This window comes from Sediminibacterium sp. (assembly GCF_030695065.1).
GTDB lineage: Bacteria > Bacteroidota > Bacteroidia > Chitinophagales > Chitinophagaceae > Sediminibacterium.
On record NZ_JAUYTR010000011.1, the window covers coordinates 87,111 to 106,745 of the forward strand.

Annotated in this window: 13 protein-coding genes; 3 read left to right on the forward strand and 10 right to left on the reverse strand. The window is 33.7% G+C overall.

Translation table 11 applies throughout. The annotated features are described in order from the left end of the window. Window positions 1-2: 2 nt before the first annotated feature. The 3 genes from Q8S25_RS04275 to Q8S25_RS04285 all read right to left on the reverse strand — a co-directional run bounded on the left by Q8S25_RS04275 (window position 3) and on the right by Q8S25_RS04285 (window position 3,616). On the reverse strand, window positions 3-1,265 hold the full coding sequence (locus Q8S25_RS04275; protein WP_305535180.1) for a TolC family protein: 1,263 nt from the start codon (window positions 1,263-1,265) through the stop codon (window positions 3-5). A 6-nt stretch (window positions 1,266-1,271) separates the two neighbouring features. Continuing rightward, entirely contained in the window at window positions 1,272-1,880 is a 609-nt protein-coding gene (locus Q8S25_RS04280; RefSeq protein WP_305535182.1) for a TetR/AcrR family transcriptional regulator, read from the reverse strand. Window positions 1,881-1,987: 107 nt separating this feature from the next. Continuing rightward, on the reverse strand, window positions 1,988-3,616 hold the full coding sequence (locus Q8S25_RS04285) for a M1 family metallopeptidase (protein WP_305535184.1): 1,629 nt from the start codon (window positions 3,614-3,616) through the stop codon (window positions 1,988-1,990). Window positions 3,617-3,684: 68 nt separating this feature from the next. On the opposite strand from Q8S25_RS04285, the gene Q8S25_RS04290 reads away from it, so the two are divergent. Then, window positions 3,685-4,590, forward strand: coding sequence for an alpha/beta hydrolase (locus Q8S25_RS04290; RefSeq protein ID WP_305535186.1), 906 nt, complete (start codon window positions 3,685-3,687; stop codon window positions 4,588-4,590). Here the strand turns inward: Q8S25_RS04290 and Q8S25_RS04295 are convergent. Beyond that, window positions 4,580-7,222 carry a S8 family serine peptidase gene (locus Q8S25_RS04295; protein WP_305535187.1) on the reverse strand — a complete coding sequence of 881 codons (2,643 nt, stop codon included), beginning with the start codon at window positions 7,220-7,222 and terminating at the stop codon, window positions 4,580-4,582. The genes Q8S25_RS04290 and Q8S25_RS04295 overlap by 11 nt on opposite strands. Before the next feature lie 91 nt (window positions 7,223-7,313). On the opposite strand from Q8S25_RS04295, the gene Q8S25_RS04300 reads away from it, so the two are divergent. Beyond that, entirely contained in the window at window positions 7,314-8,120 is an 807-nt protein-coding gene (locus tag Q8S25_RS04300; RefSeq protein WP_305535189.1) for a M57 family metalloprotease, read from the forward strand. Between the two features lie 183 nt (window positions 8,121-8,303). Here Q8S25_RS04300 and Q8S25_RS04305 read toward each other — a convergent pair whose 3' ends face one another. The 6 genes from Q8S25_RS04305 to pulA form a co-directional block, all read right to left on the reverse strand. Further along, entirely contained in the window at window positions 8,304-10,196 is a 1,893-nt protein-coding gene (locus Q8S25_RS04305) for a DUF3857 and transglutaminase domain-containing protein (RefSeq protein WP_305535191.1), read from the reverse strand. Window positions 10,197-10,206: 10 nt separating this feature from the next. Then, the gene (locus Q8S25_RS04310) at window positions 10,207-12,216 is read right to left on the reverse strand and encodes a DUF3857 domain-containing protein (RefSeq protein ID WP_305535193.1); all 2,010 of its coding nucleotides are present in this window, start codon (window positions 12,214-12,216) and stop codon (window positions 10,207-10,209) included. Between the two features lie 119 nt (window positions 12,217-12,335). Further along, the gene (locus Q8S25_RS04315) at window positions 12,336-14,588 is read right to left on the reverse strand and encodes a prolyl oligopeptidase family serine peptidase (RefSeq protein ID WP_305535195.1); all 2,253 of its coding nucleotides are present in this window, start codon (window positions 14,586-14,588) and stop codon (window positions 12,336-12,338) included. Window positions 14,589-14,598: 10 nt separating this feature from the next. Further along, on the reverse strand, window positions 14,599-15,633 hold the full coding sequence (bla, locus tag Q8S25_RS04320) for a BlaB/IND/MUS family subclass B1 metallo-beta-lactamase (RefSeq protein ID WP_305535197.1): 1,035 nt from the start codon (window positions 15,631-15,633) through the stop codon (window positions 14,599-14,601). Window positions 15,634-15,650: 17 nt separating this feature from the next. Then, window positions 15,651-15,848, reverse strand: a complete 198-nt coding sequence (locus Q8S25_RS04325) for a YqaE/Pmp3 family membrane protein (protein WP_305535199.1) — start codon at window positions 15,846-15,848, stop codon at window positions 15,651-15,653. Between the two features lie 28 nt (window positions 15,849-15,876). Continuing rightward, entirely contained in the window at window positions 15,877-17,877 is a 2,001-nt protein-coding gene (pulA, locus tag Q8S25_RS04330) for a type I pullulanase (RefSeq protein WP_305535201.1), read from the reverse strand. A gap of 287 nt (window positions 17,878-18,164) precedes the next feature. Here pulA and Q8S25_RS04335 point away from each other — a divergent pair, with 287 nt between their 5' ends. After that, window positions 18,165-19,619, forward strand: a complete 1,455-nt coding sequence (locus Q8S25_RS04335) for a PAS domain-containing sensor histidine kinase (RefSeq protein ID WP_305535203.1) — start codon at window positions 18,165-18,167, stop codon at window positions 19,617-19,619. The last annotated feature ends 16 nt before the right edge of the window (window positions 19,620-19,635 follow it).

The following is a 19,635-nucleotide window of genomic DNA, read 5'->3' on the forward strand; positions in this document are numbered from 1 at the left end:
GCTTAATTTTTCCCTTTGATTAATTGGTATTGTAATTTTGATTGTATTAATTGGGTTTGGTGTTGAACAAAAGCTTGATTGGCTAAATCAAATTCACTTATTTCTTTTAAATAATCATTCGCAGTAATAACACCGTTATTCAATTGAACCAAACTGGTATTTTTAATCTGTTCCCTTATTTCAATAATTTGTTTATCGGTGGTCAATAGTTTTTCAAGCTTATTTATTTCATCTAATTGTTGCTTCAGCTGAATATTATTATTTAACTCATAGGTTTCTTTTTCGTTTTGTACCAACTTAACTTGGTTAGTTAAAATAGTTTTCTCCTTTTTGGCCGTATAATAGCCACCTAAAGACCACTGCAACTTTAATCCACCAATTCCAAACCAACTAAAATCATTGTTAAGCATATTCAATGCCGGCCTACCAAATCCAGTTTGTACAAAAGCTCCAAGTTTTGGATTAGTCTTTACATCTACCAATGCCAATTGTGTTTCAATGCTATTTTTTTGAGCATCAAATAATAATATCTCTGGTCTAATTGATGCGGTGCTTTTCATTTCATCAAATTGAACCACAGGTAGTTCAAAAATTGCTTTATCTGAAATTGAAATATTGGCCAGAAGCGCCATCGCGTCTAAAAGTGTTCTTTTTGCAGCCAAAGCCTCTTCCTTTTTTTGCCCATTTTTTAAAAGTTGTGCCTTAATTTGTAGCACATTGTTTTTAAATACTAAACCATTATTTAATAAAGCTTCTACTTTTTGCAAAGCATTATTTAAATCTTGATTAATAATGTCAATTTGCTTAACCACTTCATTGGTATATAATATACTGCAATAAATTTGGGTCACCCTTTCTCTAAGTTTATAAATATCCACCTCGTTTTTTAACAATTCCACTTTAGAACCAGCTATAACCACATCCTGCATTTTTTTATTCAACCCTCCATCATAAATATTTTGCTGAATATCAACAGTAGCTCTGTATTGATCTTTTGACAAAGGGTTGGGAGAAAATCCTGCAATGGGTATATTAATACTGGTTACATCTGACTGGTAAGTTGCTTGCCCGTTCACACTCACCTGTGGATATAATGCTTTTTTAATATTATCGATGTTTAATTCGGCAGTATTATTTAAAATATTAGCCTGTTTTAACAATGGATAATTTTTAATTGAAAGTGCTTCTAACGCTTGTATGGTATAGGTTTGCGCTTGTGAAACTCCTTGCATTCCTACGATGAATAAAAAAAATAGTAAACGCATTTGCTATTATATTTTAATTGAATCAATTATAAAATGAGGGACAGCTTTAATGCGCTCAAGCATTAACTGATTAAATAATTCTTTGTCAGCTTGCATCCCGATAATAAAAATTGGTTTGAAAACAAAAGGAAAAACACACATGCTCATCATGTTCAAAATCAATTGTTGGGGATGTATAGGTTTAATATTTCCTAAGCTAACTTCCCTTTTAATTTGAGCTGCTAGTTTAGGGAAATCAGGCAGATCTCCACCAAACATTTTTTGAATAAAAAGTTCAGGCTGTTTGTTTACTTCACTTAACACAAAAACAGGCACAAAAGGATTATCAATTGCCATTGTTATATAAGCTTCACATATTTGGTGAATTTTTTGGTACAAATCCACTTCTTGCTCTATTGCATTTTTTAAAATGGGATGAAACTTTTTTACTGCATCTAAAAAAACCTCTTCAAATAACAAGTCTTTATTTCTGAAATAATAATGCAACAATGCTTTATTAATGCCAGCTTCATTGGCAATTTCCTGCATGGTAGCACCATCTTTACCCTTTACTGAAAAAATTGACTTTGCCGCTGTTAGTATGGCAATTTCTGCCTCATTTTTACTTTTAACCATTTAGTTTAACCGTTTGGTTAACAAAAGTACATAAGTTTTTCTATCCAAGAAATTTAATTTTTTAAAGCAAAAGCTGGTTAGGTAAGGAAATACTGTTTCCCCAGATATTAATTCACATAATTCACTACACTTAATAAAATATTATTAGGATCAAGCACTATTTTCTCCGGCGCTGAATTTGAAGGAAAACTAAACAATTGCTCTTTTTTATTCAACTGCACTTTAATCGTTTTAGGAGAAGCATTTCCCTTGGTGTAATAATTAATTTCTACTGGTAAATCAAAAAGCATATCACTGTTTTGTACTTGTTCAAGTTTCAGTATCAGCTTTTTTTGCTTAGTATCAAAACTCCAGCTAGCATTGATGATGGGATTGATTGGCTGGTATAACCATTGCTTAAAAAATGGTTTTAAATCTTTGCCAGAAGCCCTTTCCATTTCTTCCCTAAATTCATCGGTATTGGCATTAGCATTAAAATATTTTGCATAATACAACTGTATTCCTTTTTGAAAATTGGCATCGCCTACTAAATTGCGAAGCATATGTAATATCCAAGCTCCTTTTTGGTAAGTAAGTCCTGTAGTAACTACTTCTTTTTCTGCGGTTCTATTACTTATGATACTAAAATTGGGCATTTTAGCTGACATATCGAATACTGCTTTTTTTGCTTTTTGTATGCCTTTATCAAATTCAGCCTTGCCGTATTCGCTTTCAATAAACAATAAAGTAAAGTAAGTAGCAAAACCTTCGCTTAGCCATGCATCATCCCAAGTAGTTTCCGTAACTGCATTGCCAAACCACTGGTGGGCTATTTCATGAATAACAATATTTCTGGTACGTTCATCTCTTTTACCATTCACTAAATCTTCCCCGTAAAAAATGGCAGAAGAAGTTTCCATTCCACCATTTACACTCGGTGTTTGAATGTTCGCCAACTTTTCATAAGCAAATGGACCCACATACTCGGAATAAAATTCTAATACTTTTTTAGTGGGTTCTTTGAAATCATAAAATCCAGCTTCCCTATTTTTTGCATATACCCAGGTTTCAATAGACTTACCATTAAATTGGTCTACATATTGAACAGCAAATTCTGCTACACCCAAAACAAATAGCCAAGAAGAAACGGGCACCGATTGTTTCCAATGCGTAAGCTTCACATTATTTCCTAAATATGATTCCTCTAATAACAGACCGTTTGAAACCACTTTATATTTGGCTGGTGCCTTCACTATAAATTCAGAAGTGGCTTTATCATAGGGATGATCAATCGTAGGTAACCAATGCCTTGTTCTATTAGGCCAGTTTTCATTAAAGAAACTGCGATCACCAAATTTAGTGGCCCCAATTCTTAAACCATCAAAGGGAACCCCATGGTATTGAATAGAAAATACCAATTCGGCATCCACAGCAGTTGGACTCGGTAAATGAAGTAAGAGTTCATCGTTAACATGTGTAAATGTCAATTTTTCACTACCCATCATAATGGATTCTACTTTCATTCCTTTACCCTGTCTTTTATCTGTTTGATTCACCAAGTCTAATCGAAATTGCTGGATACCTGATTTTTTAAACAGCACCCTTATTTTGGTTGTCCCTATAATTTCATTCGTACTATCTGAAAGACTGATTTCAAAAGAATAATGCTTAACATCAATATGCTTATTGATGGGATAATAATCAGCCCATGAGAATAATGGCGCTAGAAGAAATAGGAGAGCATACAAGTATTTCATCAGATTGTGTATTTGATAAATAGTAATTTACTTAAATTAAATTTATCTTCATCAGCAATAGTTTAATTATGAAATACCCTTTTTCAATATTCCTTTTTTTAAGTATGCTCAGCAGTTATGCTCAAACAGAAATACCTATTTATTCAGGGGCAATACCCAACGCAATTCCCTGTAGTTTGAGGAATGATAGTTTTGTGAACGCTACAGGAGTAACACTTTCTTCAAATATTGTAACCCCTACCCTAAGCATTTATTTGCCCCAAAAACAAAATGAAGCTAAATCGGCTATCTTAATTTTGCCAGGGGGTGGATATGCTTATTTAGCTACCAATCATGAAGGAGTTGCGATAGCGAAAGCTTTTAATGAAATAGGGGTAACTGCTTTTGTACTAAAATATCGAATACCCAATGATATATGTATGAGTAATAAGGAAACGGTGCCGTTAATGGATGCGCAGCAATCAATGAAATATATTAGAGATCATGCTAAAGAGTATGGCATTAATCAAAACAAAGTTGGAGTCATTGGTTTCTCTGCGGGTGGCCATTTAGCCAGCACGTTGACTACCAAATTCAAGTTGAATTTATTAAAAACTAAAACGAATATAAAACCTGATTTTGCTATTTTAGCATACCCAGTTATTAGTATGGAAGATTCGATGGTACATATGGGTTCTAGAAATAGACTATTGGGATTAAACCCAACTCAAGAGCAGAAAGCCTATTTTTCTTCCAACTTACAAGTAACAACGAACACTCCACCTACTTTTATTTTTCATGCAAAAGACGATAAAACAGTTCCGGTAATGAACAGCATACAAATGAAAGAAGCATTGGATGCAAAAAAAGTTCGGGCACAATTACTACTGATGGAAACAGGCAATCATGGATTTGGATTACGCAATGCTAAAACAACCGTTGATTGGTTTAGCATTGCAACTGAATGGATGAAGGAACAGTCGTTTATAAAATAAGAATGGGTATTCTTTTCTGAATGATACCTGCCCTATTAATGATGGCATAATAAACGCCTCTAGGTAAAATGGGTAATTGTATCGTTTCAATGAAACTACTGATAAATTGTGTGTGTACCTTTTTTCCCGATATATCAAAGAGTTGCAATACCGTACTATCCACTTCACTCGACATTAATTTTAATTGCCCACCTGAAACTACAGGATTTGGAAATAAGTAATAGGGCTTCTCAGTGAAATTTAATACTTGAGCAGGTGAGGTATAATAACTTTGTCCATTCAACAATTCAACTTTAGCCCTATAGGTATTTAATCCAGGGCTTGCCGTTTCTATACTACTGATTTGAGCTGTTGTAACCGGGCTAATGGTTCGAATGGGTTTGAATCCATTAGCGAATAATTTTTCGAATATAATTTTATCTACTTGAAAGGTGGTACCTAATTGCAACGTAAGATTTGCATTACTTGTACCAGATGGATCCGCAAAAAAACCATTGATATAGCAAGCAATTTGTTGTTGGGTATAATTAATTGCATATCCTGGTAAACCTTTGATATTATTGGGTAATATAGGAGCAACAGTATAAACCTGAAATGGGTTATTTAATTTTTCTTTAATCAAAATGGTATCAGCACTAATTAAAAATGGTTCAAGGTATTGATTTCCTAGTTGCGAAACCTGGTATTGGTTAACACCTATTTTGGGCCAATACAATAAAAATGAATCTGCACAATTGAAACCTATTTTTGCGGAAATAATAGGTGCTAGTGCTATAGAATCTGTTTGCTTATTTATTGAACCAGCAATCATTCTTAATTGAAGTGCCCCCAATTGATTGGGACAATTCCATTCATAATAATTATTTGTAAGATTTATATTGTTGGCAATCGTTTCCCAGGTCCCGCCATCAATACGGTATTGCAAGTTTGCAGTACTAGGTATATTGGTTTCCCATCTAATGGTATTAATTGTATTTGGAATCAATTGGTTTCCTTTTACGGGAAATGTAAATTGAAAATGGCTAATGGTATCATACTGCCAAGCAATGCTATAGGCCTGCTCTAAACCAGTTAGCTTTGATCCCCTCACTACCAACTGATAATTCCCAGTAGCTGGTTGATCAACTGTAATTTGTTCTGTATTATTTAAACTATCTCTACCCCTTGTAGCTGGAGATTGCAATGCTGATAAATTAGGACTGCTATTTAATACCCAAGGAAGGTATTTATTTGAATTGGCTATTTGTGTTAGTTCAAAATCTAAGTCGTTCACTAATGCAGTGGTATTATTTGCTGTTGCAGCAGGATCAATCCAACTAATTGTGATTTTTAATTTATTCACATTATTGGGCACAATAATGTTGTATGTATTTACTTGATTAAGACCAATTGTTCCTTGAATGATTTTCCCCTCCTCTACTGTTTGCAATGCCCGCCAAGCATTTGCTGCACCATAACCTGATGTATAATCAATATTTGGAGCACCAATATCATCTGCACTATTTAAAAGAATTGCTTTAATAAGTGAAGAACTTGGGGGTTTGGTGTTGCCATATTTTTTTACCAAAGCTTCTCTAACCAACATACTAATGCCTGAAACAATAGCTGCGGCACCTGAACTACCATCTTCTCCTAATGCTACCAATTCTGGCTTAACCCTTCCATCATATGCAGGACCACGCGAACTTATTGAAGTGGTGTGATTAAACAAATCGGTAGCACCAACAGTAAGTATATTCTTAGCCATTTTAAAGCTTCCCGTCAAATTAGCAAAACCAGCTATGCCATTGTATAAGCCTGCTGTTGAAGTTTGGTTGCCAAAATTGCCAGCAGAAAAAACATGAAGCAAGGTAGTATCTTGATTCATTTGTGCATCATATGCTTGAGCGTCTACACCATAATAATTTTCAATACCCACACCATAAGAATGGTTTTGTACTGCTACTTTTAATTGCTTCAATAAATTGGTATTATCGGGCAATAAATTAATAAAATCTGAATTCGCAATGCTTGCACCCCATGCAACACCTTTTCCTGTGTAAAAAGTATTTCCCCCACCAGCTGCTATAGTAGCCATAGTGGTAGCATGCGTTTGTAAATTGGTAGAAGCCAAAGAAGATGTCAGATACCGACCTTTAAAATCGATATCCAATGTATCCATCAGTTCTTCTTTTATAGAAACCGTTGCCCCTTTTCCATTGATGGTAGGCCAGCCCGCGTGTGCAAGATTTACTTTATTTACAGATAAGTCAAAACCCGTAAGTTCTCTTTCGGTAAATGGTTTTCTAACATTGGCAATGAATTGAATATTCGAATCGAGTAACGCTTTTCTTAACCAGTCGGTATTTGCTTTTACTTGAACAGCACCAAATAAAGCATTTTGCGACTCCATTTTAAATGAATGGTCACCCGCATATTGTTGTTTTAATTTAATAAGGTCGTTTACTGAAATCAATAGTGATAAAATTGCCTTCTTGTCAATTTTTTTTTGTTGAACCTGTTCAAATAAATCAGGAGAAAGTTTCTGAAGTCCTAGTTCGCTAGCCCTTTTCTGTTGAACAACACCTTCTATTTGTCCATATAATGGGCAGACAAATAAGCAAAGGAGTAAACAGAAATAGTTCTTGAGCATATTCATTGACTAAAAAATTAAAAATAGATTTTATTTTTTTAACAAAAGTTTCTATATTAAATAAATTTTAAACCAATAAAAAACCAACCAAATGAACAAAACTTTAAAAAGCTTAATTGCTTGTTTTTGTATTGCCGTAACCACATTCTCTTGTACCAAAGCAACCAATGAACTTACTAGCAATGAAATTACACCAGACGTGATAGCTAGTATTAAATCAATGGGATTCAGCACTTCGGGTATTACAGCTGAAGATGGAGGATACATTGTAGAAGGGGATATTTTTATTCCGGCAGCAGACCTGAAGCGCAACCTAGGTGGTCAATTTTTGCGTGTAGGTAACACTGAGCAGTACAGAACCACTAATTTAGTGACTGGATTACCAAGAGTAATAACTGTAGCGTTAACTTCTAAAATTAAAGCATCAGTATACGGACCAGTTCTAGATGAAGTAGTTAGAAGATACAATGCTCAAAATTTACAAATTACCTTACAGCGTGTTAATTCTGGTGCAAATATTACTTTTGACAATGCTAATGGATCATACCTTGCTTCAGCAGGCTTTCCCACAGCTTCAGGCAACCCACATAATTTAGTAAAAGTGAATACTAGAGCAATTGGATCAGGCACTTCTACTACTTTTATCAATTATGCTGCAACTATTTTTGCACACGAGTTGGGTCATTGCATCGGTTTCCGTCATACAGATTATATGGATCGCTCTTATAGCTGTGGTGGTTCAGTCTCTAATGAAGGGGCTTCTACTGTTGGTGCTATTTTAATTCCAGGCACACCAGCTGCTGCTGATCCAAACTCATTTATGTTGGCTTGTATTGGTTCAAACCAGAATCGTCCTTTCAATGCTAATGATGTAACTGCTTTGAATTATTTATATTAATCAAAATATAAAATTGTATAAAGCCGTCCCGATAAATCGGGACGGCTTTATTTTATTACAGCAAGTCTGTATCAGTCATCTTTTTGTAAATCACTACCCAATAAATGGTGAAATACAGCATTCGTATTCAATAAGAATATTACAAGCAACAAGTAATTCGAGCCCTATAATTTAAATAGCCATCTATTTTTTTATAAGTACAAACCTACTATTATCACTTTTTCGTACCCCATCAAGAAATTTCTGGGCATCTGCATATTTTTCAGGAGACAATTGAAATTTATTTCTAAGGTATTTTCGTACCATCTCAATTTCATTACCTATAAGTGTAAAAGAAATTGAATACTCCCCAAATTCGCTTTTCAAGGAGCTTGATTTAGGCATACTTTCAATTGAATACTCAGATGGAAAAGCAATATTTACCGTATCAACATCAAGGAAATTAGAGGTAAAAACTAACGGATACTTTCTATAAGATACTTCTGGTAACCTACTACTTGATTTATTAAATAGATTAGGAACAATAAAAAGTCTTTTACCTGATGCAGGAGCAAAACCACTAGCTTCAATTTCCAAATTTTCAATTACCTCAGGAATAAAATTCATTTTCTCTGTATAGGTAGACTTAGTAACTTTATATGTTGGCAAACTGATTACTTTATTTAAATACTTAATTCTTTCTTCAGGGGTTGATTCATGAATTAAATTGTGTTGCAACTCTTGTTGTTCTCCTGTAAACTTTGTATTAACATTTACAAAAAGATCACCTTCATTATTAATCACAGCTTTTACTTTTCGAATCTGTTGATTATCGTATGGTGTATAATAGGGTGTTTGAACAACATGACCTCCATCATCATCTATTAGTAATGCTTTTCTATTCCCCGTAAAAGTGCCCATATAACCTGATGCTACAGTTTGATTTGTACATTCTAACCAAATTGTATCTTTTCCATTGGGCACACAAGTAATTGCATGATTAAACATCGGAGATGGAAAATCGTCTACTAATTCCCTTGCATTTTCACCAGCATCTATTAAAACATAATTAGCTTTAATACCAGCAGCTTTTAAAAGACTGATCATATAGTTAGATAAAGCTTTACAATCGCCATACTTGTTAGAAGCAACATATTTTGCATCGAAAGGTTGCCAACTACCAATACCCAACTGTATGCTTATATATCTAGTATTCTTTTGTAAGAAAGAATAAAGTGCTTCAGTTTTATCTTTAATTGAAGTGTATTTAGCTGTTAACTCACGAACTTTATTCTTTACATCTTCTGGCAATTCATCCTTACCATTATTTATCTCTTTAATAAAAAGACCTAGCGACTTCCATGTTGACATACTTCCTTTATATTCTCCAAATTCAAAATTACTCGCTGCTATATATACAGCAGGAGTAACATTTCTCCAAGACGGGCTCAACACTTCATAAATAATGGGTTTCTGATTTTTAATCTCCCATAAATAAGAATGAACTTTATCATTACTAATTTTGGGCACATCAAAATAATTAAACTGCTTATAACGCAATTGGTAATCAATAGGAAATTCAACTATAAATCTACTTTCTTGAATAGCCATTTTCTCATCAGAAAAAGGTATCCACTTTGGAAGAAAAAATAAACCATTGTATACTTGCTCATCTTCAAACTCAACTGTGTAGGGATAAGTTTTATGATAAAAAGAAAAGCTTTTATATCGAGCATCGGATAAAATACTTACATCATCACCTGCACTCATATCTGCAATTTCCTTCTTTTTAACATTTTTGATAATAGCCCCTTTTGCGTCATATAATTTACCAGAAATATCACTTAACGATATAAGATTGGTATACCCATTATAATATGTTGCCCAATCATCTCCATTTTGATTTAAGACGGTTATAATATATTTTCTTTTAACAACCGCTTTGGAATTTGATTTAATTGTAACCCTAATTTCTTCGAAACGTTTAATTACATCAGCATTTACTTTTAATGAGTCAGGTATATTAGAAATGGAATATTCCTGAGCATTAATTGTAAAAGGTAATACTATTAAAAAAAATTGAATTAAATATTTCATAAGATATCAACTAGTTCTTTTTAAAAACAATTTGTTCAGAATGCTTTTTAACAACATAACCAAAAAAGTTTCTAAGTACATCATAATCCTTTGGGGTAAAAATTGCTTTAGTGAAATAAATTTTACTTCGTAACATAATTTTACCTTCGGTCTTTCCAATAACATATTCAAATCCACCCTCACTTCCATTAAAAAGCACTTTAGTATTCTTTGGTAATTCTTCTACTGAATAACCCTTCGGAATGTCCATTGTTAACATATATGTTTCATTCAATCTATACGGCATTTCAACTGGGTGCTGACGTTCAGTTAAACTAAATGGATTCTTTTTATATCCCTCAGCTAACATTGGGTTGAAATAGATTATGTCTTGATCTGAATCTTCATCTTTCAGTTTCAAATCATACTGAACTGTTAATGGATTATCAAATTGTTGTAAAGAATCAATTATAATGTTAGAAAAATTAAATGCTTGTGAAAATTCCTGAGTTACTTGCTTGTTTATTTCTTCATCGCTCTTTTTTATAAGTTTATTCCTTAAAGTCATACTACTAAACTTGCCAAGTGTGTTATAATAATGACCTGAAATAGTTCCACTACTATCATTCATTAGCAAAACGCTAGTGAAAGTAGCATCTGAAATAGAATCTGTTATAAAATCAACTGATTCTGGACTTTGCTGTATAACTCTGGCTGGTCCATTGTAACAATCTGGAGCCAACATAGCAAATCCTAAATAGGGTCTTGAAGCATCCAAATAATAAATATTCCCTCCTATTTTCGTTCTTGTTATAACGTAGTTATATTGAGTTAAAAGTGCAATTCGTTCATCTATTTTACCATTATCTGTAGTGCTTAATATTACAGGAACAGCTTCAACGCCTGCTTTTCTTAACATTGCACATAATAATAAATTAACATCTCCAACACTACCTACTTTTGTTTGGAACGTTTTTCTTAGCGTTTGCGTCAACCACTTGTTATCATAATCATTGCAACTAAAATTATCTCTAACATAAGTAAATATATTCTTGGCCTTTTGAACTGGATCTATATGACTTAACTTATCTAAATTTTCTTTCATCCATTCATTAGGCTCATTTAATGTTTTAGCAAAAGACTCATCCTGTAATAAATCATAGGCAGTTGAATACCAATCTTTGATAACTTGTTTGCGATTAGTTTCTGAATAATTAATTGACCTTAAATGAAACTGAATTCTAGTAAGATGATTAAAAGAAGTGAATGTGTAATTTTCAGCTTTAAATGGAGGAACGTTTTCAATAGCCCAAGTATTTACTACATCTTCACCAGATAAATTAATATACTCAGGTAAATCTGAAGGATTATTAGATGGAAACTTAATAACGTAAGTTTTAAACCTAGTAGAAGCACTATTCACAGTAAATGGCAAATAACCTCTCTTAGTTGTTAAATAATCAAATATAGGCGGTATCGAAACTGTATACTGACTCCACAAAACTGGATTTTCACTCTGAAATGCCCAAGATTTTAATCTTGTATAATAGGGTGATTTTATTGTGTATTCAAAATCTACTATACAGCCTTCGGTTAAAGCAGGAAATGTGAATTTCTTATTCGTAATTGAACTGCTTTCTTTTTCAGTTAGTAAATCTTTTTGACTAAGCTTTACATCATTTACTTTTCCGTTTTCCAAATTGTAAGTAGCTGCTCTAAAATCTGATAACATTTCAGTTGAGCTAGAATTTCCTCCAGAATACAATGCTATTTGTATTGTAGCGTCATCAAATCCCGTTCTTTTCTTAATTAACATTCGTTGACGACGTTTAAACACTAAGCTAAAATCTCCATCATTATTACCGATGAAATCTGAACTTCCAACTTCAAAGAGTACCACTACGCTGGTGGAAGAATCGATCAAAGTAGATTGAATAGAAAAATCTTCTGGTTTAACTACACCAAACTTGGGAATTGATTTTGTTTGAGAAAAAGACACAGCAAAGCTCAAAGTGAGCAATAAAGTTACTAAGGATTTCATTTTAGGATATTTGATAAAAAAACAGGGCTAATTTATATTAGTTTAAACAATAAAAAAAATAAATCAATTTTTATCAAATTTTATGCAAGAAATATTTTGGTTAAAATCTTAATACAGATTCATCTCCACTTAAAATCCCAAATGGGTTGTTGATTCAATAAATGTTCAACAAAATAATTCCATTTCTTTTTGGTAAAATAATCATTGTAGATACCAGTATATCCATGGCGTTGACTAGGAAGAATCAACATATCAAATTCTTTATCTGCTTTTATTAATGCCTCCGCCAATTTAAAAGTAGCAGATGGATTTACGTTCTCATCAATGCCGCCATGCGTAATAAGTAATTTGCCTTTAAGATTAGGAGCCATGGTAATATTAGAAGCCAAGTGGTAACTACTGTCTACAGGCCAACCCATATACATTTCGGGCCACCAATCTTTTTCCATTCTAAAATCGTGGTCAGCCGAACTAGCAACAGCCACTTTATAAAAATCTGGATAAGCTAACACCGCATGCCCTGCATCATATCCACCAGCTGAATGTCCAAATATGCCCACTCGAGAGGTATCTATCCAGACATATTTTTGGCCCATTGCATTAATGGCAATTTGATGGTCGAGCAGGTTCTGCCCCATATTTTTGTATGATACAGATTGGAATGCTTTTGATCTACCAGCAGTTCCCATTCCATCTATGGTAACCACAATAAATCCCAGTTCTGCCAATGCCTGATTAGATCTGCTCAGGCTACTACTAAAATTGCGAGGAAACATATTGGTATGCGGTCCTGAATAGGTTTGATCAATTACTGGATATTTTTTAGCAGGATCAAAATTCGACGGCTTATGTATCACTGTATAAATAGGGGTAATACCATCTCTTCCCTTGGTTACAAATTCTTCTGGAAATTGATATCCCATTTGCATTAAAGCGTCTATATTGGCTTTGCTAATTATTTGTAATAGCTTACCCTCTGCAGTAGACCTTAACACAGTAGTACTAGGTTGTTGATGAGTAGAACTGATATCAAGAAAATATTTTCCGTTAGGAGATAATACTATGTCATGATTGGCATGTTCAGTGGTCAGTAATACGGGTGGTTTCCCATCCAACCCTATGCTATAAAAATATTGGTGATAAGGATTTTTACCGTGTTCTTTTCCAGATGCTAAAAAGAAAATGTTTTTTGTTTTCTTATTAATAAAAAAAGTGTTCACGTAGTATTGCCCATTGGTTAAGGGTTTAATTGAAGCTGTTGCTAAGTTCAGCAAGTACAACTGCTTCCATCCTTCTTTTTCAGAAGTAATGACAGCCTCTCCCCAATCTTCTACAATGTCAATGCTAAAATTATCAATATTGGTTTTACTGGTTTCCCTATACAATTGTTGTGCGGTGTTGCTATTTAGATTAATGAGATTCAGCTCCTGTTCTTGAAACCCTCTTTTTCTATTCATTTCGTAAATTATTCCAGGCTGTTTAGACCATTCATAATTAGTTGGGAAAGTATGGGTGTTGCGGGCAATATCTCTTTGGATGATTTTTCCAGTAGCTATTTCAAAAAATACAGGAGTATAATACACCAAATTGGTGTCACCAGGAGAAGCTCGATAATATGAGAGCAGTTTGGGTTTGAATAAACTGTCTACGCTCCAATCGAGCAAATACATTTTCTCTCCTTTTGTTAAATCAACTAAATAGGTTTGAACCCACTTAGAATCAGGCGACCATCTCACTTGTAAGCGCTGAGGCCTATCTCCGTTCTCACCCTCTATAATATCACTCCAACCATATGGAAGGGCATATTCCAAACCTTTTTTTCCATTGCTCGATAATTGCTTTATTTCACCAGAAGTTGAAGATTTTACAAACAAGTTATAATTATTTACAAAAGCAATCCATTTACCATCTGGAGATTTAGATTCCATTGGGTTGCGATTGTTGGTAGCTGTTCTAGCTAAGGTGTACGTTAAAAAATTGATATGGTAAGTTCTACCTGCTATTCCAATAGTTGCATTGTTTGCATCATGTATTGAAATCAAATTGATGGGTAAATCATTTTCATTTGCAGTAATTTTTAGTGAATCATATAAGAGCTTTACAATTTGCTGGTGATTAAATAATCGCTCAGGTGATTTATTCCAAAGCAGTTTATAAAATATTTTTGCTTGAGCATCTTGATTTACCCAAGCCATACCAGTGCTATCCGCAAACCAATATGGGGTGGTACTAATATTGAATATTTTTTTATTGATGAGATTAGGCCACATAAATTGAACTGCCCTATTATAATCGTTTACGGTGATTTGCTGAGATTGGACAGATGTATGTAAGCTTACTAATACAGCAAGGGCGAATAAGTATTTTCGCATGAACAGAGTTTTACTTGTTTATCCAATAATCTAATACAGTAACCTTATCTAAAATATTGGGCAGCAATTTGGTGAATGCCACATGAGCAGGATGCACTAAATATTCATCGCGGTCTTTCTCGCTAGAAAAAGTTAACACAAAACAATGAGTTAAACCCTGGTTTAACTTTTCTGGACTATTGTTAACTCCCCATTCATAGCTTTTTATACTACTAATTTGTTTGGGCAATTCACCAAATGCATTAATGGCGCTTTTTATTGCTGCACTATCTGCTCCTTCTTTCCAGCCAAATAAAACTACGTGGCGGAGTTCTGTAGTAGCAGGTAAAAGTTGCTTTGCCATTTGTATAGAGTTCTTTAAAGAATTAATATCTCTCCAATCACTATGTGTAGTAATGATAAATTGGGGATTCGGGAATTTTTGCTGAACCTTCAAAAGGGAATTAGCATATTCGTTTGTATTGCCATCGCCTAAATAGCCCAGATTGGCATCTTTGGCCCCTTTAATTAAACACCCCCCTAATAAAATCCTTTGCTTTGGAAACCAAATAACAATATTGTCTTGTGTATGCCCTTCACCAGGATAGTAGGTTTCAAATTGATATTGATCTACTAAAAATGATGTGTCTTTAGTCATTAAGAATTGGGCTCTCTTAGCATTGTACTTTTTACTCAAAGAATCTGTTAACTGGGTGGTATAGGTTTTTATTCCCAACTGCTTATAATACTCGAGCCCTGCGGTTTTATCGCTATGCCAATGAGTAGCAAAAGCCATGATTACTTTTTTATTATGTCTGGTAGCAATACTATCTAGTAAAGGTTGAAATTGGGTTGTATCCCAAGGCGTATCAAATAATACCACTCCTTTTTTGGTAACTAAGTAAACTCCGTTTGCACGCACTTTGCTGTCTTGATATATATTATAAGTGGTATAAACATAGAAGTTTCCAGATAAGTGTTCAATCAGTAATTTCTTATCAGCTTGTGCGGATAGTATAGTGGAGATGATAGTAAATAAAAAAACAATTAAATAATGTGGCTTCATGTTGAGTTTGTAAAAGGTTATTTTGACTTTACAGCCCTGATTAACTTTTCGTTGCGTTTATCGGCTCTTGAATTTTGGAGAGATATTACAGCCCAAATAGCTGCTGGAATCCATCCAATTAAAGTGATTTGTAAAATGAAACAGATAAAAGCAGTAAAAATTCTACCCCTTAGAAAGAAGGAAAGTGCAGGGAAGAAAATTGCTATAAGTGTCATAAGGAAAATTATGAATTAAATATACCAATTATTGATACAATATTACTGCTGAACTTCCATCAATAATTAATTGATTTCCGTTCATTGATGACTTATGGCTGATTGAAGCAATTTTCCAATTTCCTCCCGGAAGACTGAGCGTTTGTGACGTTTGAGCGCCATTAAAGCCCACCCATATTTTTTTCCAACTATCCCCTACAGCGGCCCCATTCAACGTATAAGCTATAATCCCCTCGGGTAAATTATGATGAAACCCCAAATGATTGGCTATTTGTTTTGCCGAAGTCATTCTGAAAGCAGGATGTGCCCTTCTAATTTTAACAAGCGTTTGAATGTATTGATAAGTGGAAGCATTACGGGTCTTTAAATCCCAGTTAATTCCATTTACTAAGTCGCCTTTATCAAAAGAATTCTCTACTCCATTCTTTGTTCTTAAAAATTCAGAGCCCGCAGTTAAAAAGGGAGTACCCTGCGATGTCAATACAATGGCATAAGCCAATTCGTGCATTTTAATTCGATCTATTTCAGTAGCATCTTTATATGAAAGCGCAATCTTATCCCACAAAATATTATTGTCGTGACAATCTGCATAATTAATTAAACCGGCAGGGCTGGCTGTATAAGGAGCTTTGGAATAATTAACTTTAGCGTAATCTATTTGCGGATGTTTGCCAGCTGCAACAATGCCAAATTTCACTGATTCGCTGTTGGCCAATTTTCCTGTTGCGAAACCCCTATCATCAATATTAAATACGCTACCCTTTATACCATCTCGCATATCGTCACTAAAAACAGCAATGCCGTTTAACTCAGTTGCATTCTTTTTGATGGCTCTTTTATCTTCGGGAAGTGGAGAACCACCAGCAGTCCATCCTTCTCCATATAACACAATAGAAGGTTTTATTTTTCGTAAAGTATCTGCTATTAAATTCATGGTTTCAATATCATGTATACCCATAAGGTCAAAACGAAATCCATCTATATGGTATTCCTTTACCCAGTACAATACACTTTCTAACATGAATTGTTGAAACATTACTTTGTCACTTGCTGTTTCATTGCCACATGCACTTGCATCAGAGAACGTTCCATCATTACGTTTTCTATAATAGTAATCAGGTGCTAGTATATTAAAATTAGAATTAGCAGTTAACGCAGTATGATTATAAACAACATCCATTATGATTCTCAACCCATTGCTGTGCATGGTTTTGACCAACTCTTTTAATTCTTTAATGCGCACTTTACCATCTGAAGGATTGGTGCTGTATGATCCTTCGGGAATATTATAATTGACTGGATCATATCCCCAATTGTATTGATTGGGTTTGGTTTCATCTACTGAATTGTAATCGTAAAAAGGCAGCAAATGTATATGCGTAACACCCAATTCCTTTAAATGCGAAAGTCCTGTGGATTTTCCTGAACTATTTTTGGTACCCAATTCTGTAAGACCTGTAAACTTCCCTTTGTTTTTAATACCACTGTTTGCATGAATACTTGCATCCCGAATATGCAATTCGTAAATCACTGCATCTGTTTGTTTATTCCCCTTAGAAAAGTTAGGAGATTGATCTTGCTCCCATCCAATTGGGTTGGTTTCTTTCAAATTGATTATTTGTGCCCTAACACCATTGGTACCACAAGCTTTTGCATAAGGGTCAATTATTTCATCGCTCCATTTATTATTGTTCAACACTTGGAATGTATAGTATTGGTCTTTTAAGTTTTGTGGAATTGAGACAACCCAAACACCATTCGCTGCTTTTTTCATTTGCTCGGAGCAATCATACACGCCGCCTAAATCGGTCTTGTACAAATTAATTCTAGCAGCTGTTGCTGTAGGCGCCCAGATTTTAAAAGTGGAAGCTTCTGGCGCATAAGTAAGTCCTAAGTCATTGCCCTTGTATACCGGGTAATTAAAGGTAGGGGCTTGGGCAAATCCATAAACAACTATTGCAACAAAAATGAGCCCTAGAATACTTCTGTATAAGCGTTTATTATTGGTAGAATTGAACACGGTATTCATATTTTTTTCTTTTGAAAGTTCAGCAGTCAGACACAATTTAGCAATAAACACAAACTAGCCATCATGCTTGATTAATGTAATAGAAAAATGTATAATAAGTGTATTCTATAAAATAATATTTGAATATTATAAATTTTTAATAAAGAAAATAGTTCGCTAAACAACTATTATTGTTAAACAATATTGCTACATTGTCGTAAATATTTAAACAAATGTTGCAAAATTTTCAAGAATCCTTAGACCTAAACGACTCAGTTTGCCAAAACCTTTTAAACAACCTTCCGGGTATGTTTTTTAGGTGTTTAAATGATGATGACAGGACTGTTGTTTTTGTTTCAAATGGATGCAATGAATTAACCGGATATAGCCCCGCTGAATTGTGTTTAAATCAGAATATACCCTTTTACGCACTATTGCATCCAGAAGATACTTTTAAATTGAAACGGAATACAGACAAAGCAATAACTGAAAAATCTAATTGCAATACAGAATATAGAATACTCTGCAGAAAGGGTAAAACAAAATGGGTTAATGAAATTTCAAATGGCGTTTACGATGGTGATAAATTAATTTATATTGAAGGGTATATAAGAGATATTACTAGTGAAAGAGAATCTAGTAAATTAAACTCCATGTTGAACACCTATCAAAACGCGGTGAACAGCGGTTCTTTGGTCTCAATAACAGATCCAAAAGGTCAAATACTATTTGCAAATGATCAATTTTGCAAATACTCAAAATACTCCCGAAAAGAATTAATTGGTCAAAATCATAGAATAGTAAATTCAAAATATCATTCCGACTATTTTTTTATAGAAATGTGGACAACGCTAAAGTCTGGAGATACCTGGAGGGGTGAAATTAGGAATAAAGCGAAAGACGGAAGCTACTATTGGGTAGATACCGTAATAACACCAGTATTTGATACAAGGCATAAAATAGTACAATATCTTTCAATAAGAAATATCATAACAGAAAAAAAGGAAAATGAATTTGCACTAATAAAAAAACAGGAAGATTTAACTAGGGCTGTTGAAGAAATAAAAAACAGATTCAATGAAATGATGCAATTCAACTATATTGTTTCGCACAACTTGAGAGCACCGGTTGCCAATGTTTTAGGTTTAGCCAATTTGCTTAAGAACAATGACATTGAAGAGATTGAAAAGAAATCATTAATTGAATCAATTCATTTCTCTACACTTAAAATAGATGAAGTGCTCTCAGATTTAAATTTAATTCTTTCTTCAAAGTCTGATATAAACAAAACAAAAGACCATATTTCACTCTTAGAAATTATTGGTAGCGTTTTTGAAACGTTGAATATTCAACATGAAGAAAAGCTAAATCATTTTAGTATTGATATTGAATCTGAATCAGAAAAAATTATAAGTACAAAAAGCTATATAGAAAGTATTTTTTATAATTTAATTAGCAACGCAATTAAATACAAGTCTCTAGAGCGAAATTTAGAAGTCAAAATTAAAATTTCAAAATTATTGGGCGCACTTCAAATAGTATTTAGCGATAATGGTATAGGAATTGATATGGAAAGACATGGTAAATCAATTTTTGGATTATACAAAAGATTCAATACAAATGTAGAGGGTAAAGGTTTAGGGCTTCATATGACCAAAACACAAATAGAATCTTTAGGCGGAAATATTCTTGTTGAAAGCAAACTAAATGAGGGCACTACTTTTACGATAACAATTCCTGCTAGTTTTGAAGAAAAACATTAAGTTGAGTTGTTAATTA